We start from the raw sequence: 23,726 nt of genomic DNA on the forward strand, positions 1-23,726 counted from the left end.
CCTACATTGCCAAAATACGGATTTGATCGCCTTTTGCGAGTAACAAACCCGCTGCCAGCTCAGGGCTGATAATGATGTGTTCGGATTTGTCGTCCACGGCCAGTGCAGCAGACGTCGCTCGGTAATTGGCTAATTGGGTATTTGAGATAATAAATTGAGTGTCGGCTTCGACCATGTCACCAATATCGACGGTCAATAAACGACTTTCACGCACGCCGCGAATGTCCGATAAACGACACTCTACCGTTGGACCACCATCAAAAATATCCACGTAACCGCGGCATCTAAAACCTTCGGCCTGCAGCAGACTTAATGCCGGACGGGTATTGGTATGCACTTCGCCAATCACTTTCTGCGCTTCTTCCGGCAACAGACAAACGTAGACAGGATTTCGTGGCATCATTTCGGCCATAAATGCCTTTTTACCTAAGCCAGAAAGATAATCCGCCTGAATAAAATCTATGCCCAAAAAGTGTTTTTGCAACCAACCATAAAAAGGTGAATGCCCCTCGGCGTCGCTTACACCGCGCATTTCGGCAATCACAGTTTCGCCAAAACGCTTCGCATGTTGAGCTAAAAACAGAAATCGACTGCGGGATAACATGCGGCCATTGTTGCCCTTGCGATATGCTTCACGCAAAAACAGCGTACACATCTCAGCAGCGCCAGTGTAGTCATGGCAAAGGGTGAGTGTTTCGACCTCGTTACGCACGTCAATTTGCTCAGAATGATAGACTTCGGTACCGAGTCGATAATGGTAGAACGCATCTTCCATTCCCACCGCCGCTTCGATGGCGCACGTTCCCACCACTTCACGGGTATCGGTATCTTCCAGCACCATTAGATAACCTTCATCGAAGGGAGTCTCTACGGCTTTGACGAATGATGCTTCTGCTCGAGCAATTTTATGTCTGAGCAGATCCGCATTCACAGGTAATGACGTAAAACCATGACCAGACTCTTCGGCAATTTGATATAAGGCCTCAAAATCACCAGCCTGAATAGGACGTATGATTAACATCTTAGTGTCTCCTCACTTTGGCTTACCGTGCATCAAGGCACCTCTCTTCAAAAAGACAGGTAGTGATGCAGGTAAGTATTCCCTGACAAAAAAGGAGTGCGAATAAATTCAGCACTCCTTTGGTCATTTAGGCGGCAGCTATGCTCGCCACAGCACGTTCAAAACGAGCTAGACCTTCAGCAATATCTGCCTCAGGGATCACCAGAGAAGGAGCAAAACGCACCACGTTAGCACCCGCCATCAGGCTCATTAAGCCTTCAGCGACAGAGGCCACCAAAAAGTCGCGTGAACGACCTTGGTATTGTTCATTAAGAACGGCCCCTAAGAGTAAACCTTTACCGCGTACTTCTGAAAAAACATGATATTTTTCATTGATTTTGTTCAAACCATCACGCAATAACTGCTCGCGATGTTTTACGCCATCTAACACTTCAGGTGTGTTCACTACATCTAACACTGCATTACCGATAGCGCAGGCTAATGGGTTACCACCATAGGTAGAACCGTGAGTGCCCACTTTTAAATGCTCGGCAATCTCAGCCGTTGTCAGCATAGCTGCGATAGGGAAACCACCACCGAGCGCTTTAGCTGTGGTTAAGATGTCAGGCACGATTTCAGTACCCATGTAAGCGTACAGTTCACCAGTACGACCCACACCTGTTTGGACTTCATCAAAAATCACTAGTGCATTGTGCTTGTTCGCTAATTCACGCACGGCTTTTAGGAATGCAGGATCGGCATCGATAATACCGCCCTCGCCTTGCAGCGGCTCAAGCATGATGGCGCAAGTCTTATCGGTTACTGCGGCTTCTAAGGCGGCAACATCGTTAAATGGCAGGTGAGTAATGCTCTGCGGCTTAGGACCAAAGCCATCGGAATAGGCAGCTTGTCCACCGACACTGACTGTGAAGAATGTACGGCCGTGGAAAGCTTTATCGAACGCTATGATTTCATCTTTCTCAACGCCATGTTTTTCTAAGGCATAACGACGGGCAAGTTTTAATGCGGCTTCGTTGGCTTCGGCGCCAGAGTTGGCAAAATACACTTTGTCGGCAAATGTGCTATTAACTAATTTAGTCGCTAATGCTAAGGCTGGCTCATTCGTCATTACGTTTGACAGATGCCATAATTTTTCACCTTGTGTCTTTAGGGCATTCACAAGGGCTGGATGACAGTGACCTAAGCAATTTACCGCAATACCGCCAGCAAAATCGATAAACTCGTTGCCCTCTTGGTCCCAAACTCGGCTTCCTTCGCCACGAACAGGGATCACGGCAGCAGGCGCATAATTAGGCACCATCACTGCGTCAAACTGGGCACGGTCCAACTTCATATCAACGCTCATTCTTCTTCGTCCTTTGTGTTTGTTTAACGGCGCCTTGCACCGTCAGAGTCCCATAGGTATCTTTATCTAGAGTTAGTGATACTGGGATTGCTTGTGTCTATTAATAACCATTATTAGCGAAAATGTGATCAAAATACCAGTTTTTCACAAACATCAATCCACGCACTTCCATCCAAAGTGCATAAAGATTGCAGTTTAAGAACTATACAAGCGGTTAAGCCCATGGCTTGCAGCATAATTAGTCAGAAAAAAAGTTATTTGCCCCTCATTTTGCTAGCTATTCACTGAATGTGAATAACTACACCATTTTAACGAATCAAATGTGAAAGCACAAAATGGCCAATTTTCGACCTCACTTCAAGGGCTTCGGGCAATAAATTGAACAAAGGAAACACATGGGGCATGTTAGGGTAAAAGCAGCCCGTTATCTCACCACCACAGGCTTTTATTTGGGCGACTAAACGTTCAGAATCCTGTAATAATAACTCCCGCGTACCCGCAATCACTAAGATAGGCGGCAGGTCTGCCAAGTTTCCCTGTAAGGGGGAAACTTTTGCCGACATAGGATCGGCCCCCGCAAGATAAGCGCCACGTAAGCGCAGCAATGCCTCTATGGTAAAGAAGGGATCGTCGGCTGCGAGTATCAACTCAGTATCCCCCGTAAGTGCTAAGTCTAACGCGGGCGATAGCAAGATACAGGCGGTCGGTAAAGGCAGGGTTAAACTCTTTAATTCCAGCAACAAACTCAGTGCTAAATTGCCGCCCGCCGAGTCACCCATGAGGATCAAATTCTCCGAGCCTTTCAGCTCAATTAACCGCCTATAGGCTTCAAGCACATCATCAAATGGTGCGGGGAAAGGATGCTCAGGAGAGAGACGATAATCAGGAATATAAGCATCTAATTGACAGCGCTGGCAGATATCTGCGACCAATCTTGCATGGGCATGGGGCGTTTTAAAACAGAAGCCTCCGCCACGGATATAAAACAGACTTCCAAGGCGAGAAGGTTCGTTGAGAAGCACATAATGTAACAAGTTTGAGTGTTGTAAGGGGATGGTAGCGCTGACTAACTTATCCGGCCAAGGGAGCCAACGTCTATCAAGCTCAAGCAACTTTTCACGCACTTGCGCTAAGGGCATTTTGGCCTGTCCACGACTGATGGATGGCCTAGCGACATAGGATAAAATGGTATTTAGTACAGATGCTTGCCAGCTTGGCATATCCCTTCCTCTACTTAAACGCCGCAATCATGGCGCTACGTAGCAGACCGAGGATTACAGCAGATCTAACTTCCTATAGTTTTGTGCTTTTAAGCGCAGTACTTCTTGCTCAGTTAACTCATAATAATCAAACATTAAGCGCTTTTCTTGGGGATCGATTTGACGCATTTCTTCGAGTAATACCACCTTAGCATAACAGTTTGCCCGCGCGACTAATGCCGACTGAGGCGACAATTCTCGATAACTTAAGGTTTGGTCTAACTCCTTTAACAACCGAGTTAAGGGACTCGCTTCAAACTTAAGTAACTCTAATAATTGCCAATTAAGTTTAAGGCCATGGCTTAACACTTGTTCAAACACGGCCTTAGCAGGAAACTCAGTGGCAATCACCGCATCATACACTTCCTTATCACGGCTGCTACTGGCTTCTCTTATCCAAGATCCCCATGTTTGGTCGAATAAACGGGCACTTAAACTCAATACAACGGATGTGCCTAACTGATTAAGTAAGGCACTACTATAAACCAAGGCTGAGTCAATATTATGAAGCTGAGCTAAAGCATTTGCCGCTATGCCACTAACTATGCTGTAGCGCCATAATTTACGGGTAGTCCATAACAACTTAGCATTGCCACTAGGAAGCCAATTTCGCAAACAAAAGTAAGGGATAATAGTGCGAAGATTTTCGATACCGATGTAATTCATCACTAATTTGATATCAGTGACCCGCACATCTGAGCTCTGAGACCGGCGAGCGCGAAAAGATGGGCTGTTGACCATGTTGGTTAAGTCGCGGCACAACCAACTTAAGTTACTGATCAGTGGTCTTAATCGCGTTGCATCGAGATTTTTTGCCAGCAATAATTCCAGCAAGAGGATTTGCGACTCATTGATATCTGACTTAGCCAGAACAGATTCAGGGGACGCGAGTTGATGCTCGATGGCGTTAATGACAGTTTCATGCAACTGGCTCGATACGGCTTCAAACACTTCTTTAGCTTTAATTTGTTTCATCAAACGCACCAAAATCGCTTCGCGTTCAACATCTAACTTATTTGCATCGGCCTCTAATTCAAGGTCGAGTTCATCCAAAAGAGTCGGGCTCGCTTTTTGCTTTCCGAGGATCAATTGTTGATAGAGTCTATGTTCTATCTCTATAATTTTGCCGGGTCTTACACCGCCCGCAACCGAAATCGCCACTATAAATCTTTCCTATATCGCTAATGCCCGAGTGACGTCAACACAATCAAACTCTCAAAATCATTACAATTTCAGCACATACACTTAATCTTAGCAATAATGCAAAGTCGCAGAACGCAAACAAAGAGTTATATCGGATATTTCCTAGTCAGTTACCCAATAAAAAGGCCTCGACTAGGAGACCTTTTAAAGAAATCGAACTGAATTATTTGAGTTCTTGTTCAAATAACTTATAGATGCGGCGGTATTCATCTAACCAGCTAGAAGGTTGACGGAAACCATGGGGCTCGACAGGATAAATCGCCATTTCAAAGGTTGGTTTTTCCAGTTCAATGAGGCGCTGTACCATACGTACACTGTCTTGGAAGAAAACGTTGTCGTCCATTACGCCACTCATTATAAGTAGTGGTTTAGTTAATCCTTGGGCATGCTCAATAGGAGAGCTGCGCTCATAGGCGATAGGATCAACTTCAGGCGTATTTAAGATATTAGAGGTATATGGCGCATTATAATGTGCCCAGTCCGCCACAGGACGCAATGCCGCTCCAGCTTGGAACAAGTCCGGCGCGATAAACAAAGACATAAAGGTTAAGAATCCACCGTAAGAGCCACCATAAGTCCCGACACGCTTAGTATCGACATGGGTATGAGCAGCCATCCACGTCACGCCATCCTTTAAGTCTTCCACTTCTGGATGACCCATATTGCGATAAATAGCAGTGCGCCAATCTCGGCCGTAACCTTTAGAGCCACGGTAATCCATGTCCATCACAACATAACCTTGTTGAGTCAGCAGGTTGTGGAACATAAACTCGCGAAAATAACCGCTAAAACCATAATCGGCATTCTGCAGATAACCTGCGCCGTGATTGAAAATAACCGCAGGATATTTCTCAGCGCGCGACTTATCATAGCCTTGCGGCAGATAAACTCGAGCGTACACATTGCCAGCACTATGATTTGAAGTTACTGCTACCACTTCTGGCGCTTGCCATGGGTAATTTTTGAAGGCATCACTGGTATAAGACGTCAGCTGCTTTAACTCGCCGCCAATGGGTTGAACATAAAGCTCATTAGGCTGTGTGCGGCGTGAGGCATTGAGTAATAGCTGAGTGCCATCGGGGCTTAAGCTGTAATCTAAGTTTCCATCCCACTGAGTTAGTTGCTCATTTTTACCGGTGGCAAGATTCACGCGGTGAACGTTATAAATGCCGGGGTGACTCTGGTTCGCTTTGTAATAGATGTAATTGGCATCCGGTGACAGCGTAATATCACTCACTACAAACTTGCCTTGGGTTAACGCACGCGGCTTTTCGCCTTGAGCTTTAATATAAAGCTGCGAATAACCGGACTCTTCTGACAAGTAATACAAGGTATCCGTATCCGGTAACCAACCGAATTGGTTGTAGTCGTAATTCACCCATGCATCATCATGCAAACGATGTTCGGTAATGAATTTACCCTTAGCAAGATCGACACTGGCGATCCAGCGATCTTTGTTATCAGTTGCTTCTAGCATCAGGGCTAATTTATTTTCCGACTCATGCCATTGAATCGCACTCTGAGTCCAGCCCCAATCCTGCATCAACTGAATTTTACGTGGCGATTTAGTGCTTTGATAAGTTTCGCCTTTTGCTTTAGCATTTTCAGCTTTCACTTTGGCTAGCACATCTTCATCAAAACCAGTAAGGCCCTCGATTGTGATATCGACTTTTTTATGTTGGTTTAAATCAAGCACCACAAAACGTTGCCCTGGTGGCGTATCTTCAGCCACGCGCGCGCGCACTGGCACTGGGTCGATATAACCTTCGCTACCTAAGTAATTAGGCATGATGTCGTGTTCGCTGCTACCTGTGTAATTTTTATCTGTAAGCGCGACTAAAATATAGCGGCCATCGGGTGATAAACTCAGCTCTGACACCACTTCGCTATCGCCTAAATACCAAGTGCTGGCGGCGAGCGTTGGATCGTTTTTTTGTAATTCATCTTGGTACTGCGCTTTAGCTTTAGCATTTTCTTGCTGCAGCGCTACATACTGAATCAATCTGTGCTGTTGTTTCGCAATATAAGACGTCGGCTCTTTTACCGCTTCTGGTGCTTTCGCCATTTTAATTTCAGCAAGTTGCTCGACTAAGCCTGAATCTTGATGAATTTGGAAAACATTGTCGCCCTGCCAATAGGCGATATCGCCATTATTGAGATAACGCACACCATCGATGGCGCTACGCTGGCGAGTCAGTTGGCTGATTTTACCCGTGCTTAATTGCTTAACAAAAATGTTGCCTTGATATAGGTAAGCCTTGTGGGACTTAGTGCGATCAAACACGCCAAACTGCTGATCTGCCGCATGTAACTTATCGAGAGCTAGCTCGACGGCGCGGCTGTCATTGATGCCTTGCTGATAATAGCTACGCAGAGGTGAAGCACTCGCTTGGCGGGCAAACAGCACGCTTTGGCTATCGTCGCTCCAGTAAGCCTCTTTGGCAAAGATCCCCATCCAATCAGGATTTGCCATAATTTGATTAAGCGTAAGCGCCTGTGAAACTTGTGGCGGTTGGGCTAAGGGAACTTGGAATGCTGGCGGAGCTATTACGGGAGTTGCAGTTTCAGTCGATGTCGCTGCGCACCCTGCCAATACGGCAACCGCTAACGCACTAAAACCCAAATTTCGCATTACGCTTCTCATTTATCCTTCCTTTTATTGTTATCGCAATGGCTAAATGACCCAGTCTACTTATCTGCTGGTTTCGCCTATTCGCGTAGTTTTGCGGCAGTTATAGCATAGTTAATCGCTAAACTTGCTTAAAAGAAGGATAAATCTTGTAACAGAAATTGATAGTGTGGAGAGTTTTTAAGGCGAGGAAATTATACGGACACAGCCGGTTGCGCTAAAAAATTGGCTAACAGTTCGAGACCTTGCTCAGTAAGAATTGATTCGGGATGAAATTGCACCCCATAAAGCGGTAAGTCTTGATGGCTCATGGCCATGATTTCTCGGCCGTGAATTGCATCGTCAAACCAAGCATCGAGTACAAAACCTTCAGGCACAGCATCAACCAGTAACGAGTGATAACGTGTCACGGTTAAAGGCTGATTTAATCCCTTAAATAACCGCTGTCCAGTGTGCGTAATTGCACTGACCTTGCCATGCATTACCCGTTCGGCACGCACTACATTGGCACCAAAAACCTGTGCCATCGCCTGATGTCCCAAACAGACACCTAAGATTGGCATGCGCGCAGCAAAATGCTCAATCGCCGCAAGGGAAATTCCCGCCTCATTGGGAGTGCAAGGGCCGGGCGAAATCACCAGATGAGTAGGCGCAAGTGCCTCTATGTCGGCTAGGCTAATTTCATCATTACGTTTAACTACTATCTCTTGCCCTAGCTGCTGAAAATACTGCACTAAGTTAAAGGTGAAAGAGTCGTAATTATCGATCATTAGCAACATACAAGATCCATTGGTCTAAATGGGTAAAGGTAACGCATATCTAACGGATGAATGCGGGCGCAAATGCTATCACACCTTGTACTTAAGGTTTAAGCAATTACGGCGATAAAATACAGCGACAAAAAAGCCAGTCATTAGACTGGCTTAGTTTTTAAACGACTTGGGCATTTCACCACAGTTATTTAACCACAGTTAAATGACTGCGACGCTTAGGAGGCTCATCTGTCGGTTCAAACGCTTTATCTGTTGTTTCAACAACAGATAAAGATGAATCGACTTCATCGTCCATCAGGTAAGCATCTTCGATATCGAAGACAGTGCCAGCACCGTTTTCACGGGCATAAATAGCGACAATCGACGCCATTGGCAACATCACCTGCTGAGGAACACCACCAAAACGCGCATTGAACTCCACACACTCATTGCTAATTTGCAAATTGCCCACTGCGCCAGCAGCGATATTCAACACTATCTGGCCATCCTTCACGTATTGCTGTGGTACTTGAGTGCCTTCAACAAAGGCATCAACCACAACGTGAGGAGTCAATTGGTTGTCCATCAACCAATCATAGTAAGCCCTTAGTAAATAAGGACGATTTGGAGTCAAAGGTTTCATTACATACCCATGCGCATTTCGCGTTCGGCTTCAGTTAAAGAAGCTTTAAACGATTCACGCTCAAAAATACGTGTCATATACGCTTTGATATCTTTAGCTACACGGCTATCTAGCTCAATACCTAATACAGGTAAGCGCCACAACAATGGGCCAAGGTAGCAATCCGCTAGACCAAATTCTTCGCTCATGAAGTAAGGCACTTCACCGAAGATAGGCGCAATTGCGATCAGGCTTTCAGTCAACTCTTTACGAGCCGCTTCAACACGATCACCTTTACGGATACGGTCAACGAGCGAATACCAGTCAGTATCGATGCGGTGCATCATCAAACGGCTTTGGCCGCGAGACACTGGATAAACTGGCATCAAAGGCGGATGAGGAAAACGCTCATCCAAATATTCCATGATAATACGTGATTCGTATAAAACGAGTTCACGGTCTACCAAAGTTGGCACTGAGTTATATGGATTTACTTCGAGCAAATCCTCAGGCATTTCGTTAGGGTCGACCTGTAAAACATCAACAGTAACCCCTTTCTCAGCTAACACGATACGTACTTGATGGCTATACAGATCATCAGCACCTGAAAACAGTGTCATGATAGAGCGTTTGTTGGCAGCAACAGCCATTGATACCCTCCAGAATCGAAATAAAACAAAAGTAAACGAGGGGCAAAGCCCCCCGTTTACACTATGCGGATATTACATTTTACCCGTTATTGGTGCCTAGTGTACATCTTTCCAATACTCTTTCTTCAAGAGGTAGGCCACAATAAAGAATATAAATAGGAATCCGAGTACCCACCAGCCCATAGCTTGACGCTCTAGCTTAACAGGTTCAGCCGAATAAACTAAGAAGCCAGTGATATCATGTACTGCTTGGTCGTATTCTTCCGCATTCAATTTACCGCCAGTCACCACAATAGTGCCATCTTCTTGTTTAACTGGTGTGCCTTGTAACTCTTCGAGTACATGTGGCATACCAACAGATGGGAATACTGTGTTATTCACACCAAATGGGCGACTTGGATCTTTATAGAAGCCTTTCAGATAGGAATAAACCCAATCTTCACCACGCACACGAGCAACTAAAGTTAAGTCTGGCGGTGTAGCACCAAACCATTTAGCAGCATCTTTAGGTGGAATAGCGTTTTGCATCAACTCACCAATTTTAGCATCGGTGAACATATACTTATTACGCATATCATCCGCAGAGATACCGATATCGGTCGCTACACGTTCATAACGTTGATACTGAGTGCTATGGCAACCAGAACAGTAATGTTGGAACAGGTCCACACCACGCTCTAAAGAAGCTTTATCATGCAGATCAACATTGGCATCTTCTAAATGAATTTTATGTCCGCTCGCGGCCATAGCCAACGTCGGCAACAAGGTAACTAATGCAATCAATAATTTTTTCATTAGTGTGTCAACCTCGCTGGAACAGGTTTAGTTTTTTCATTCTTGCTGTATACCCACAGCGCTACAAAGAAACCAAAGTAAGTGAAAGTAAACACCTGTGCAACTATCGTCAGCGTCGGCGTGGCAGGCACTACCCCTAAATAACCCAATACTATGAAAGATATAGCAAATTGAGCAATGTTCAGCTTATGTAGCGTACTACGGTAGCGAACTGACTTCACTTTACAGCGATCTAACCAAGGCAATACGAACAGTACTGCAATCGACAGACCCATCATTATCACGCCACCCAATTTATCAGGCACAGCACGTAAAATGGCGTAAAAAGGAGTGAAGTACCAAACGGGTGCAATGTGTTCAGGTGTCTTCATCGAGTTAGCCGCTTCAAAGTTTGGCTTTTCAAGGAAGTAACCACCGCCTTCAGGAATAAAGAACAACACATAGCAGAACACTATCAGGAAGCCCGCGACGCCCATGATGTCTTTTACAGTGTAATATGGGTGGAATGGAATACCGTCAACTGGCCAGCCATTTTCGTCTTTGTTCTTCTTAATTTCGATACCGTCAGGGTTGTTAGAACCCACTTCATGCAGCGCAATTAAGTGTAAAAACACGAGTACGACTAATACTAGCGGCAGAGCAATAACGTGCAGCGCAAAGAAACGGTTCAGCGTTGCGCCAGAGATCACGTAGTCACCACGGATCCACAGGGTTAAGTCGTCACCAATAACTGGAATCGCACCGAACAGAGAGATAATTACCTGCGCACCCCAATATGACATTTGACCCCATGGCAGCAAATAACCCATAAAGGCTTCGGCCATCAACACGAGGAAAATTAACATACCGAACAGCCACAGTAGTTCTCTAGGTTTCTGATATGAACCGTAAATTAAACCACGGAACATGTGCAGATAGATCACGACGAAGAAGGCTGATGCACCCGTTGAGTGCATATAACGCAGCAACCAACCGTATTCAACATCACGCATTATGTATTCAACAGAGGCAAATGCGCCTTCTGCTGTTGGTACATAGTTCATCGTCAACCAGATACCTGTCAGTAATTGGTTAACCAATACCAACATCGCTAGCGAACCGAAAAAATACCAAAAGTTAAAGTTAGTTGGCGTAGCGTACTGGCCCACGTGACGGTTATAAGTCGCCGTCATTGGGATACGCGCATCAATCCAATTAATTAAATTCTTAACCATTACGCCACTCCTTTATCTACACCGATAATCACGGTGCCATCATCAACGTATTGATGTGGAGGGATAACTAGGTTCAATGGAGCAGGTACGCCTTGGAAAACGCGACCAGCCATATCGAACTTAGAGCCATGACATGGACAGAAGAAACCAGAAGTGACACCTTCAACTTGCTCACCAAATGAATCTGGCAAATAAGTAGGTGAACATCCGAGGTGGGTACAAATACCGACAGCAATAAAATACTCTGGCTTGATTGAGCGCAAAGGATTTGTTGCATAATCAGGCTGCTGCATCTCAGCAGAAGCAGGATCTCTTAACTTATCATCATGTGTTGGCAGTTCATTGATCACAGCATCTGTGCGACGGACAACCCATACAGGTTTTCCACGCCACTCAACACGGATCAGCTGACCTGGCTCTACTTTACTGATATTTACTTCGACCGGTGCACCTGCAGCTTTCGCTTTGGCACTCGGATTCCATGACTTGATGAAAGGAACCGCTACAGCGACGGCACCAGCACCACCTACTACGGCGGTTGCGGCTGTCAGGAATCTGCGACGTCCGGTATCGACTGGCGCATTGCTCATCCACTTATCTCCCAGAGGGTGTTGGAATTTTTATATTTCAAAGACTTTCAGCCCTTAGTCATCACTAGGGTCAAAAATCGAAGTTTGAAGCGGGGCTCATTATAGCTAAAAATTAGAAGCAGATCATAGTGAAAACACGCAAGTAAGTTAGGGAGATTGCGTGTTTTTTAAAAAAAGCCTAAAAAAGACCCAACTATTAACCCATTTTAATTCATTTGGATCATATTTTAAGCTTCTTGTCTGTGATATCGGCATAAAGCATGCATCGCTAATATAAATTAGCCCAGACTTTTCAAACTAAGTTAACAATCGCCAGATAAAAAAATAGGCCCTGAGTAACAGGACCTATTAAATCAATACTTTTAATGCATTACTTCTTGGGTGCAGTGCTCTTCATATACTTGAAGAACTCGCTATCAGGCTCTAACACCATAATATCGGACTTGCCTGAGAAGCTGGCTCGATAAGCCTCTAAGCTACGAACAAAACCGAAGAACTCAGCATCTTTGTTGTAAGCATCAGAATATATCTTCGCTGCTAACGCATCCCCTTCACCTCGAATGGTTAAGGCTTTACGTTCAGCTTCGGCAATCTTCACCGTCACATTGGCATCTATCGTTGCACGAATAATTTCAGACTGTTCTTTACCTTGCGCTCTATGCTCTTTTGCCACAGCTTGACGCTCTGCACGCATACGCTGGTAAATACTGTTACTGACGTTAGCCGGTAGATTGATTTGCTTTACACGCACATCAACAACTTCAATACCTAAGTCTTTTGCACTTTCTGAGGCATTGGATAACGCATCATTTTGCAGTTCATCACGCTTACCAGAAACAATCTCTCTAATAGTGCGACGACCAAACTCTGTGCGTAAATCGTTGTTGATCTTACGTTGTAATAGCGATTCTGCATTCGACTTAATACCACCGTTTGTAGACAGGTAATATTTTTCGAAATCCATAATGCGCCACTTCACATAGGAATCGACCATAAGGTCTTTCTTCTCTGAAGTTACAAAACGATCAGCTGCACCATCAAGTGTTTGAATACGAGCATCGAGTAATTTTACTTTATCGATCACAGGCACTTTCATGTGCAGGCCTGGGCCGTAGACGCGGGTGACTTGCTTACCGTCAACGTCGTCTTTTAAAATTTCACCGAAACGCGCCACAATAGCGCGCTCGCCTTCATTCACCACCATTAAAGATGACAAACCAATACCTAAGAGCACGGCGATAAGAATAACGCTTAATCTACCCATGGATTACTCCCTCCCTTGGCGAGTACGATCATCGCGGGATGGACGTCCACTCAAAGGCTCATTCGCGCGAGTCGTTGATACAGATGAAGAATTAACATTTTGCTGTGGCTTAGCTTCCAGCTCATTTGTCGCAGGCTTCTGCTGAATTAACTTATCTAGCGGTAGGTACATTAAGTTGCCGTTGTTCTTAGCATCAATCAGCACTTTATTCGTATCTGTCATCACTTGCTGCATTGTATCAATATACAAACGCTTACGAGTCACTTCAGGCGCAGCTTGATACTCTGGTAATAACAACTCAAAACGAGCCACTTTACCGCGAGCTTCTAAGACTTCACGCTCTTTGTAAGCATTAGCTTGTTGCGCCATACGTTCAACTTCACCACGAGCTTTTGGTTCAATTTCACGGGCATAAGCTTCAGCTTCACGAATAAAACGTTGTTCATCTTCTTGGGCAGAAATCGCATCATCGAAGGCGTCTTTCACTTCTTCTGGCGGACGTGCCGGTAAGAAGTTAACGTCAACAACAGCAAGACCCAATTTGTACGGTTCAAGAATGCGCTCTAACTCTTTCCACGTATCGCGACGAATAGCATCACGGCCCGTAGTCAGAATATCATCCATCTTGTTATGTCCAATGACATAACGCAGTGCACTGTCAGTCGCTTCACGCAAACTGGCGTTCGCATCGACGGCACTAAATAGATATGAGTAAGCATCTAAAATACGATACTGAACATCAAGCTCAACTTTCACGACGTTTTCATCGGATGTCAGCATGCTACCAGACGCAGGAATAGAGCGAACCGATTGAATGTCGACGGGATAAATTTGGTCGATAAATGTGGCTTTCCAATGAAGTCCAGGGCCAATTTCGCCAGCGTGTTTACCAAATCGCAGTGCCACACCACGCTCAGCTTCTTTAATTGTATAAAAACCCGAAAGTCCCCAAACAACTACAGCAACAGCAAGAATGATGATTAGGCTAAACGAACTAAAAGACTGGCCTGAGCCATTTCCTTTGCCGCCAAAGCGCTTTGAAAGATTACGAAAAACCTCGTCAAGGTCCGGTGGTCCTTTGTCGTTACCACCTTTATTTCCCCAAGGATCATTACCCTTGTTACCGGGCTCGTTCCAAGCCATTTAGCACTCCATAAGTGGATGAAATAAATTAGATTATTAACAAACAGCTTCATCTATCGAATCTTCGAAGATGAAGGTTTCTAACTCACCCTGACTCTGTTTTGTTAATCGGCGCCAATCGGCGTCCGATAAACGAACAGACAAAATACAGTTCCCCAGATCGTCGTACTCTTTCTGCTGTATCGCATCCAGTCGATAAAACTGGCCAAGATAATGTCCAGCAGTTGCCGGAATTCTAAGTGTTAGCTCTTTAATCACCTCACCAATAAGCTCAGTGATGGCTTTCAATAGCAAATCAAATCCTAAACGCTTCTGTGCTGAAACCCAAACTCGAACGGGTTTGCCTATGTCGTTATATTCAATTCTTGGCGTCACATCTTCGAGTAAATCGATTTTGTTACAGACCACGAGTTGCATGACTTCATCGGCTTGGATGTCTTTCAGTACAGATTGAACCTGATCAAAATTATCCGCCATGTTTTCATCTGCACAATCAACTATGTGTAGTAATAACTCAGCTTGCCTTGTCTCTTGTAAGGTTGCCTTAAATGCAGCAACGAGATCATGGGGCAAATGACGAATAAACCCTACAGTATCCGCTAATATCACGGCACCATCAGGTAAATCTAACTTTCTTAGCGTAGGATCGAGTGTGGCAAATAGCTGATCTGCAGCATAAACATCAGATGATGTTAGGGCATTAAACAGCGTTGATTTACCCGCGTTTGTGTAGCCGACTAATGAAACTGTCGACAAATCACTACGCTTACGTGCACGTCGACTCTGTTCACGTTGCTTATCAACTCGCTCTAAGCGTTTGTTGATATTTTTAATCCGTCCTCTGAGCAAACGTCTATCGGTTTCGAGCTGGGTTTCCCCTGGACCACGTAAACCAATACCGCCCTTTTGCCTTTCAAGATGCGTCCAACCACGGATCAGGCGAGTCGACATATGGCGCAATTGCGCTAGCTCCACCTGTAACTTACCTTCGTGAGTTCGCGCTCTTTGGGCAAAAATATCGAGAATAAGTGTCGTACGGTCAAGCACTCGACACTGACACACTTGCTCAAGATTACGCTCTTGGGCTGGACTCAATGCATGATTAAAAATCACCACATTGGCTTCAGTCGCCGCCACTAATGCAGCTAACTCTTCGGCTTTACCAGAACCCACAAAAAATTTGCGATCCGGTGAACGTCGACTTCCAGTAATCACCCCGACTGATCTTGCCCCAGCTGATTCTACTAATAGCTGCAGCTCGACTAAATCTTCTCGGCGTTCCTCATCGGAAAAGTCGATATGGACAAGAACCGCAGTTTCTCCCGCCTCATAACGATCAAACAAGAAGCAAACTCCTCAGATAATACTTATTCGCCACTAGGCGCATCATCTTGAGCACCATATCCGCCTTGGGCATTTTGGTGACCAGTAACGTTGAATGGGCGTGCTGGCACGACAGTAGAAATAGCGTGTTTATAAACCATTTGGCTCACTGTATTTTTCAACAGAATGACAAATTGATCAAACGACTCTACCTGTCCTTGGAGTTTAATGCCGTTAACCAAGTAAATTGATACAGGAACGCGCTCGCGACGCAATGCGTTCAAAAATGGGTCTTGTAAAGATTGCCCCTTAGCCATTTTATTATTTCCTTTTTAATTTATATAAAATAAATCGATATCAGTGATAGTTTTTTGTTTAGTTTTAGTATTATACAGCAAGGGCTAATAAGCTAGCGGCATTGACGCATAAGTATAACTAAATTCCCCTCAGCACCACTTTCAAGCCAATTCAACTCTGGCCAACTCCGCAACCATGTTAATTGACGCTTAGCCAATTGCCTAGTAGCAGCAACCGCTTTTTCGACCATAGTATCATAGTCAAACTCACCATCTAGGTATTGCCAGCACTGTCGATAGCCGACACAACGCATTGAAGGCAAGTCTAAATGCAAGTCTCCACGGGCTTTTAGCTCTGTGACTTCCTCAATAAAGCCCTGTTTGAGCATAATCGCAAAACGTTGCGCTATTAAGTCATGTAACACTTTGCGCTCGCGCGGTGCAATAGCAAACTGCACTACGTCATAAGGCAATGGAGCAGACTTGGTCTGAGTCAACTCAGTCATGCTCTTGCCGCTTATTCTATAGACTTCCAGCGCTCTTGAAAGTCTTTGTGGATCATTAGGATGAATTCTTTCTGCAGACACGGGATCTATCTCCCTTAATTGGTCATGCAGTACTTCCCATCCCTTTTCATCCGCCTCCGCTTGGATCTCGGCCCTAATGGCGTCGTCCGCACTCGGCAAAGGTGACAAACCTTCGAGTAACGCTTTGAAATACATCATGGTTCCGCCAACTAATACTGGCGTTTTCCCCATGCTGACAATCTCTTCTATCTGGGCTATGGCATCGGCTCTAAAGTCGGCTGCCGAATAGCTTTCACTGGGATCACGAATATCAATTAATCTGTGCGGCCCGCGAGCCAGTTCGTCTGTTGAAGGTTTGGCACTGCCAATGTCCATACCACGATAAATTAATGCCGAATCGACCGAAATAATTTCACAGTTATGTTTTTCGGCCAATTCTAATGCTAAAGCTGTCTTACCTGAGGCCGTTGGCCCCATCAAAAATAACACTTTAGGCTGTAATTCTTTATTCACTTGCTTGCTCTTCTAGCCACGATTGCCAAGGTAAGAATATCGCTTTGTTGGCAATAAGCTGTTTTTTCTCTTCAGCTAACTGCGAAAATGCTGCCCAGATTTCTGGTGCCGAAACGAATCCCGTTAAACTGTGTTTTGCCAACCAAAACGCCAATGCGCTCGGCGCAGGTGTTTCAAAACGTAGTGATTGTAGCCATTCAGGGATCACTTTGGCTAACTGGCTCTCTCTGATATATGGGGGCACTTTTTTAATAATCAACTGCTGGTAACGAATTGTTAGTTCTAAACCTAATTGGCGGATCAGCGTGTCGTGTTCAGTGAGCACAGCCTGCCAATCCGCATCAGCCGCGACAGACACTGGCATCAATAAAGGCTGACCAATTAACCCCGTCGCTAGTTTAGCTTCAATCTCTTGGCATCGCGTCGCTAATGCTACTGATTTTATTGATAATAGACTGAGTTTATCTTCCGACGTCATCACCCAATATTGCCCATCTAATATCGATGGCATAGGTAACACAGACTGATAATCTTGATCTTTTACACTGTAAGAAGGGGTTTGCAGTAAAGCACCATAACTTGCTATTGCCGCCTTTGACGGTAATTCAGTACGTTGTCGAGATTCACCTACAGAATAACTGCCACGGCTGCTGTCTCTTGGCATTGTCATGCTGCCAAAAGCATTGGTTTGAGTGCCAAAACTGGCGCCTTCTCGTCCTGCGCCTACAGACTTTACTTCAACTGCAGGGGCTACTGAATCTTGAGCAGACTCAAGTGTATCAGTTTGCGCATTAACTAGAGCTGAATCTGCGCCAAGTGCAAAAGGAACAGATATTTCAGCTGCGCTTGTTGGAGCATCCACAAGCACATCTTCAACCTCATCCAAAGAACTAGAGTGAACGAAGTTAAGCTCTCCTGCTTCTTCCAGCGCCGATTGCAATGCTTGCAGAATATAATCATGCACATAGCGACTCTGATGGAATCGCACCTCATGCTTAGCGGGATGCACGTTAACATCCACTTGATGGGGATCGATATCCAACATCAGCACGTAGCCGGGTTGCTCAAGTTCTGCTTTTTGGGCAAAGGCTTGACGCACTGCATGATTGACTAAGCGATCACGGATAAGGCGTCCATTGACATAAAAGTAATGGGTATCGCTGATAACTGGTGACCAAGGTGACTGCAAATAGCCACTGAGGTGCAAATCATCGTGTTGGCATTCAATCTTAAGCGCTTGCTCGGCAAATGGACGGCCACACACTTGCGTCAAACGCTGTAAATACTGGGCTTCATTCACGGCGGGACGATAATTACGTACCGTCTTACCGTTATGCGTCAGCGTGAAATGGATATCCCCACGCACTAATGCAATGCGCTTTAACCATTCATCGATATGGGTAAATTCGGTTTTGTCACTCTTTAAAAAGCGTCTGCGAGCCGGTGTATTAAAGAATAAATCCACCACTTCAATCGTCGAACCTACTGGATGCGCGGCGGGCATCACTTTAACTGCCATGTCGGCACCTTCTGCATGGGCTTGCCACGCTTCAGTTTGCTCAGCCGTGCGTGACGTTAAAGTTAAACGTGAGACTGAGCTGATACTGGCTAGCGCTTCACCACGGAAACCAAAACTAAGGATCGCTTCAAGATCGTCTAAAGTGTGCAGCTTTGAGGTCGCATGGCGCGATAAGGCTAGCGCGAGTTCATCTTTAGGTATGCCAGAGCCGTTATCGCGAATTTTAATCAGCTTGCTGCCGCCTTTGTCGATTTCAATATCGACTCGGCTCGCTCCTGCGTCGAGGCTATTCTCGACCAATTCTTTGACTACGGAAGCGGGTCTCTCAACCACTTCCCCCGCCGCAATTTGGTTGGCTAATTGCGGAGGCAGGATCTGAATGCCCATCATGCTTTCCTATTTAACTCTGGGGTATGACTAGCGTTTGCCCTAACTGCACCACATCGGACTTCATTCCATTCGCTTGTTTGATGCTGGACATAGGCACACTGTAACGTTGCGCGATCGCAGATAAAGATTCTCCGCGACGGACCTTATGTTTAACCTTTGTCGATACGGCATCACCAACATAGGCTGTAGGCGTTCTTTCTGTTGAGGTTCTTTCTGCTGATGCTTTTGCTGTGGTTTTGGCCGGCTTAGCACTGCTAGAGCTTCCTCCCCTTCTTTGGGCAAGCAAAGTATCCGCTGGCGGATTGTTGTGATAGTAACGGCTCACCCCCTTATAAATAGCATTGGCAATGCTCTCTTGATGGCGACTACTTGACAGTAAACGCTCTTCTTTAGGGTTTGAAATAAAGCCCGTTTCAACCAAGATTGAAGGAATATCCGGTGACTTCAGCACGGCTAAACTCGCGGACTCAGGGCGACTTTTATGCAATTGAGTCACGCCACCTAAATCTTTTAAAATATCCCCCGCAACAGAATGGCCAATTGCCATCGAACTGTTCATCGACATATCGAGCAGCGTCATAGCCAAATACTGTTCATTATCCGTGTTTTGGATAATCTCACCCGCGCCGCCCAGCAGCTCAGAGTGTTTCTCTTTTTGCTCTAACCAACGACCAATTTCACTATTAGCACGACGCATTGATAGCACCCATACGGAGGCGCCACGTGGGTTGGGCGAGGTAAAGGCATCCGCATGAATAGAAATCAGCAGATCCGCCTTACTGTTGCGCGCCAGTTCAGAGCGTTTATTTAAATTCACAAAATAATCACCAGTACGGATCATCACAGCACGCATGCCTGGCGTGTCATTGATCTTGCTGGAAACACGTCTGGCGATTTCTAGGGCGACCTTTTTTTCATAAACACCAGAAGGACCAATGGAGCCAGGATCGTCGCCACCATGACCCGCATCAATAGCAATGACAATATCGCGGGATGATTGCGCCGCTTGGGTGACAGTTTTAACGGGTGTAGATGACACGATAGCCGTTGCAGTAGTTAACGTTTTATCTTCTAAATCAACCACTAGACGATTGCCATAGGGCGCAGTAACAGGCAAAGAAAACAAGCTTGCATTCAATGGTTTTACGAGATCGATCACTAAACGCAAATCACCTTTAGTCGGTGACTTACTGACCCGCACGCCCTTAACCAACTTACTGTTGTTTTCAAGATTTTTAAGCACAACTTTAGCAGTGGTCTTTTTTAAATCCACCACTAAACGATTAGGGCCATCTAAAGAGAAATAGGTGTAATCAGGCACTCCACTCAAGTCAAACACGATTCGAGTTGACTCAGGCGCGGCCCAAATACGTACGCTTTCTAACTGATTAGCAGCATGGGCCGCCACAGAGAAAAAAGAACATAAAGAAAGAATAATAATTTGAAAATACGGGTTATTTTTTATCATTTTAGTTTTTATTTTATCGCTTTTAATAACTTTTCACCTGGCTCAGACAAGGCCTCTATGCGTATTTCTCGCCCACTCTTTTGATAACTTAAATGCATATGGACATCGGCAGCGGGCAGTAAACCCTCTCCCTTATCTGGCCATTCAACAATGCACAGACTCTTATCCGTAAAGTAATCGCGGATCCCCATAAATTCGAGTTCTTCTGGATCGTTTAAACGATACAAATCAAAATGATAAACTTCGACACCTTCTAATTCATAAGGTTCAACTAAAGTGTAAGTCGGGCTTTTAACGGCTCCTTTATGGCCCAATCCCTGAATTAAGCCACGACTCAGCGTCGTTTTACCGGCTCCTAAATCACCCGTAAGATACAGAGTCAAAGGCGCTTGGACATGGCGGGCTAATTTTTGCCCAACCGCAATAGTGTCGTCTTCGTTGTCTAAGAAAAAAGTTAACTCTGTCATATCCGCTTATATCACTGCTGTTATTGATGGAGAAGCGACTCAATCCTAAAAAGGCACAGGGCACATAACAAAGTCCAGCCCTGCTTGAGTCTCACATTCCGCCTAGAGTAAATCACTATTCACTAATTGGCGAATAAAAGGCATTAAATCGCTCGCTAACATACCCCGTTCTCCCTGTATTGCCGCAAGATCAGCGGCGCAACCATGTACGACTACACCAAGCACAGTTGCCTGCATATTATCCATTCCCTGAGCCATGAGCGCGCCTATAATACCAGATAACACATCACCACACCCACCACTGGCAAGCCCAGGGTTGCCGACTGGTGCCACTACCATTTGCTGACCATCAAAAATGACCGTTCCTGCGCCTTTTAGCAGTACAACACCGCCGTACTTTTGCTGTATCGCGCGAACAGCGGCAAATCTGTCCTGTTCAATATCGACCACGGTACAACCAAGTAAACGCGCCGCCTCTCCCGGATGTGGTGTTAGTACCCAATTCGTTTGGCGCCTTGGTTCATTACTGAGCAGATTCAATGCATCGGCATCTAAAACACAAGGCTTATCGCTCAAGCCCACGGCTTTAAACAAATTATACCCCCAGTCATGCTTACCTAAACCAGGGCCAAGCACGATAACCTGCGCCCAACCAAGGCGCAGATACACTTCCATATCGACTAAATCACAACCCCAAAACATCAGTTCAGGACGGGAGACATTCACCGTCAGTTGATGCTCAGGTCGACTGATCACCGTGACTAATCCCGCGCCTGCACGTAGGCAAGCCTCACTTGCCAGTCTCACAGCCCCAGCCATGCCTATATCACCGCCGATGACAGTGACTTTGCCCGATAGGCCTTTATGGCTATCCCGTGCTCGGGCGGCAAAATAGTCCTTAAGAGTCTCTCTTCCTACTCTTTGTGCGCTCGCTTCAGCAAAGAAAGGCGTTAATCCTAAATCTGCAAATTCAAGCTCGCCGCTGTAATGCCGCGCCTTACCCGTTAACACACCTTGCTTTACACCACCAAAACATAAGGTGATATCCGCCATCACAGCAATACCTGCTACGGCGCCTGTATCAGCAATGACTCCAGAGGGTAAATCAAGACTCAATACCCAAGCCGAATTGTCATTGATGGCACGGATATATTTAGCCATATCGTCGCGTACAGCATCACGTACCCCCATACCTAACAGACCATCGACTATGATTTTCGCTGCGAGAATAGGTTCAACCTCTAACGGCAGTAATTTTCCACCTTCAGCAAGATAATGGGCCAATGCTTGCTGACACTCAGGCGTGCCTGCCGCTGACGTCATCATCACAGAAACGTCCATACCACTGGCACGGGCTAGACGGGCGCACACTAAGGCATCGGCACCATTGTTACCGCTGCCAGCAAGGATTAACACAGGTAAGACTTTGGAGCTATGTTTCGCTAAACACTCAAAAGCCGCCGCGCCAGCACGCTCGACCAATTCATAGAGACTAGATACTCCCTGAGACACTGCACTCAGTTCAGCTTCGCGAACTTGTGTTTGGGTGTATAGAGCTTTGGGAAATTGCGATAGATCTTGTGCCATGAAGGATCTCCTTAGACACCAATGACTCCATTTCACAATGAGTAATCTCACCATAGAAGTCTTGGCAGAATTGAGCAAGGCCAATAAAAATCAGCCAATAGATCAAGAAAGTAGCAAAAAAAGCAGCGAGAAATTATGACGTAAATCAGTTCAGGCGCAGAAACCCGCCCAAATGGAGCAAAGTAGAGTAAAAGTTGCCGATACAAAGTCGACATAAAAACCAAAGCCAGCACTGGGCTGGCTTTGAGAATCGAGAAGAAATGACGATTTAGATATCGTCCATCCGAATCGTACTATGGACTAGACGTTGCTGCTGAGTTTTCTCTACTCGGATCAAATTGGCTAACGCATTGCGCGCATCTTCCGCCGTGGTTGAGTTAACTGTTTTTTCTAACAAACCAATCAGACGATTCTCTAGGTCTAAATGTAAGTTGAGCACATCATCTTCATTCATGTTTGCGGGCAACATAGTATCTTGGCAACGCTTAGTAAAGTCTTCAAAAGTGAAGTCTTTATACCAAGTATCAAGAATACGATGTGGTGCTTCATCCATATAATCACGCAGTTTTTCTGCCATGGTTTTTTGGTGTGATTCAAAATACTCCAACATCATTTTCACACGAGCCGAGTCAGCTTGATTATTGAGTCGGCCATAGAGTTGCGCCATATCTAAGCGGCAATTTGCCACATACTCGAGTAGATCACGTAATTGTTGAATACGCATATAATGCACTCCATTGTCAGGCCAACTACTTGGCGCTATTAATTTTGTCTAATTCCATTATGTGAGTAAAAGCGTTACGAATATTTGAACAAGGTCATAATTTAACTTTCACGCAGCTATCTAATTTAGGAAAACTTGAAGAAACACGCTATAGATCACGCATCTAAATCCTATCACACTGTTTTGTATAAAAGAGAAAAGCCAAAAGAGATCTCAACGCACTTTTCCCAAAGGGTATTCGTAAGTCTTTGGTTGTGCATGGTGAATCTGAGATAGAGTGCTTGAGGTAGATGGCAGTGAATCAAGACAAATATAGACGAACTAATTGAGGGAATTATGTGAAAAAGTAGCTGTTGAAGAGTTTAACGGAAGTACAGCGAAATGATTTTGATAGGGAGAGGTTCGAGCAATGATCTATGCCTTAG

General features: G+C 45.3%; 21 protein-coding genes. All 21 read right to left on the reverse strand.

What is annotated here, in order from left to right; genetic code table 11:
• Position 1: 1 nt before the first annotated feature.
• The 21 genes from astA to L5M40_RS05205 all read right to left on the reverse strand — a co-directional run bounded on the left by astA (position 2) and on the right by L5M40_RS05205 (position 23,301).
• Entirely contained in the window at positions 2-1,021 is a 1,020-nt protein-coding gene (gene astA / locus L5M40_RS05105; protein ID WP_105250266.1) for an arginine N-succinyltransferase, read from the reverse strand.
• A 127-nt stretch (positions 1,022-1,148) separates the two neighbouring features.
• Positions 1,149-2,366, reverse strand: a complete 1,218-nt coding sequence (locus L5M40_RS05110) for an aspartate aminotransferase family protein (RefSeq protein WP_105250267.1) — start codon at positions 2,364-2,366, stop codon at positions 1,149-1,151.
• Between the two features lie 308 nt (positions 2,367-2,674).
• Positions 2,675-3,586 carry an alpha/beta hydrolase gene (locus L5M40_RS05115; RefSeq protein WP_263256342.1) on the reverse strand — a complete coding sequence of 304 codons (912 nt, stop codon included), beginning with the start codon at positions 3,584-3,586 and terminating at the stop codon, positions 2,675-2,677.
• A 54-nt stretch (positions 3,587-3,640) separates the two neighbouring features.
• Positions 3,641-4,786 (reverse strand): HDOD domain-containing protein, encoded by a 1,146-nt coding sequence (locus L5M40_RS05120; protein ID WP_263256343.1) that lies wholly within the window; start codon positions 4,784-4,786, stop codon positions 3,641-3,643.
• Positions 4,787-4,991: 205 nt separating this feature from the next.
• The gene (locus tag L5M40_RS05125; RefSeq protein ID WP_263256345.1) at positions 4,992-7,472 is read right to left on the reverse strand and encodes a prolyl oligopeptidase family serine peptidase; all 2,481 of its coding nucleotides are present in this window, start codon (positions 7,470-7,472) and stop codon (positions 4,992-4,994) included.
• Positions 7,473-7,651: 179 nt separating this feature from the next.
• The gene (locus tag L5M40_RS05130) at positions 7,652-8,236 is read right to left on the reverse strand and encodes an anthranilate synthase component II (RefSeq protein WP_263145522.1); all 585 of its coding nucleotides are present in this window, start codon (positions 8,234-8,236) and stop codon (positions 7,652-7,654) included.
• A 178-nt stretch (positions 8,237-8,414) separates the two neighbouring features.
• Positions 8,415-8,852: a ClpXP protease specificity-enhancing factor gene (locus L5M40_RS05135; RefSeq protein ID WP_105250272.1), complete on the reverse strand. Its 438-nt coding sequence runs from the start codon at positions 8,850-8,852 to the stop codon at positions 8,415-8,417.
• The gene (gene sspA, locus L5M40_RS05140) at positions 8,852-9,481 is read right to left on the reverse strand and encodes a stringent starvation protein SspA (RefSeq protein WP_006080065.1); all 630 of its coding nucleotides are present in this window, start codon (positions 9,479-9,481) and stop codon (positions 8,852-8,854) included. Before sspA ends, L5M40_RS05135 begins: the two co-directional genes overlap by 1 nt.
• A 96-nt stretch (positions 9,482-9,577) precedes the next feature.
• On the reverse strand, positions 9,578-10,276 hold the full coding sequence (locus L5M40_RS05145) for a cytochrome c1 (RefSeq protein WP_263256346.1): 699 nt from the start codon (positions 10,274-10,276) through the stop codon (positions 9,578-9,580).
• Positions 10,276-11,490 (reverse strand): cytochrome b, encoded by a 1,215-nt coding sequence (locus L5M40_RS05150; protein WP_105250274.1) that lies wholly within the window; start codon positions 11,488-11,490, stop codon positions 10,276-10,278. Before L5M40_RS05150 ends, L5M40_RS05145 begins: the two co-directional genes overlap by 1 nt.
• Positions 11,490-12,080: a ubiquinol-cytochrome c reductase iron-sulfur subunit gene (gene petA / locus L5M40_RS05155; protein WP_006080059.1), complete on the reverse strand. Its 591-nt coding sequence runs from the start codon at positions 12,078-12,080 to the stop codon at positions 11,490-11,492. Before petA ends, L5M40_RS05150 begins: the two co-directional genes overlap by 1 nt.
• A gap of 370 nt (positions 12,081-12,450) precedes the next feature.
• The gene (gene hflC / locus L5M40_RS05160) at positions 12,451-13,344 is read right to left on the reverse strand and encodes a protease modulator HflC (RefSeq protein WP_113939145.1); all 894 of its coding nucleotides are present in this window, start codon (positions 13,342-13,344) and stop codon (positions 12,451-12,453) included.
• A gap of 3 nt (positions 13,345-13,347) precedes the next feature.
• Positions 13,348-14,487, reverse strand: coding sequence for an FtsH protease activity modulator HflK (hflK, locus tag L5M40_RS05165; RefSeq protein ID WP_263145520.1), 1,140 nt, complete (start codon positions 14,485-14,487; stop codon positions 13,348-13,350).
• 36 nt (positions 14,488-14,523) lie between these two features.
• Positions 14,524-15,831, reverse strand: coding sequence for a ribosome rescue GTPase HflX (gene hflX / locus L5M40_RS05170; RefSeq protein WP_028761769.1), 1,308 nt, complete (start codon positions 15,829-15,831; stop codon positions 14,524-14,526).
• Positions 15,832-15,854: 23 nt separating this feature from the next.
• Entirely contained in the window at positions 15,855-16,127 is a 273-nt protein-coding gene (hfq, locus tag L5M40_RS05175; protein ID WP_006084207.1) for an RNA chaperone Hfq, read from the reverse strand.
• Between the two features lie 92 nt (positions 16,128-16,219).
• Positions 16,220-17,146, reverse strand: coding sequence for a tRNA (adenosine(37)-N6)-dimethylallyltransferase MiaA (gene miaA, locus L5M40_RS05180; protein ID WP_263222149.1), 927 nt, complete (start codon positions 17,144-17,146; stop codon positions 16,220-16,222).
• Positions 17,139-19,052, reverse strand: coding sequence for a DNA mismatch repair endonuclease MutL (gene mutL / locus L5M40_RS05185; RefSeq protein WP_411569080.1), 1,914 nt, complete (start codon positions 19,050-19,052; stop codon positions 17,139-17,141). The genes miaA and mutL overlap by 8 nt, the downstream gene beginning before the upstream one ends.
• Positions 19,053-19,065: 13 nt before the next feature.
• Positions 19,066-20,523, reverse strand: a complete 1,458-nt coding sequence (locus tag L5M40_RS05190) for an N-acetylmuramoyl-L-alanine amidase (RefSeq protein WP_198571955.1) — start codon at positions 20,521-20,523, stop codon at positions 19,066-19,068.
• Positions 20,524-20,531: 8 nt separating this feature from the next.
• Positions 20,532-20,990 carry a tRNA (adenosine(37)-N6)-threonylcarbamoyltransferase complex ATPase subunit type 1 TsaE gene (tsaE, locus tag L5M40_RS05195; protein WP_263256349.1) on the reverse strand — a complete coding sequence of 153 codons (459 nt, stop codon included), beginning with the start codon at positions 20,988-20,990 and terminating at the stop codon, positions 20,532-20,534.
• Positions 20,991-21,092: 102 nt separating this feature from the next.
• The gene (locus L5M40_RS05200) at positions 21,093-22,577 is read right to left on the reverse strand and encodes an NAD(P)H-hydrate dehydratase (protein ID WP_263256350.1); all 1,485 of its coding nucleotides are present in this window, start codon (positions 22,575-22,577) and stop codon (positions 21,093-21,095) included.
• Between the two features lie 268 nt (positions 22,578-22,845).
• Positions 22,846-23,301 (reverse strand): hypothetical protein, encoded by a 456-nt coding sequence (locus tag L5M40_RS05205; protein WP_028761762.1) that lies wholly within the window; start codon positions 23,299-23,301, stop codon positions 22,846-22,848.
• Positions 23,302-23,726: the final 425 nt, after the last annotated feature.

It is taken from the genome of Shewanella sp. SM68 (assembly GCF_025653925.1).
Lineage (GTDB): Bacteria > Pseudomonadota > Gammaproteobacteria > Enterobacterales > Shewanellaceae > Shewanella > Shewanella oncorhynchi.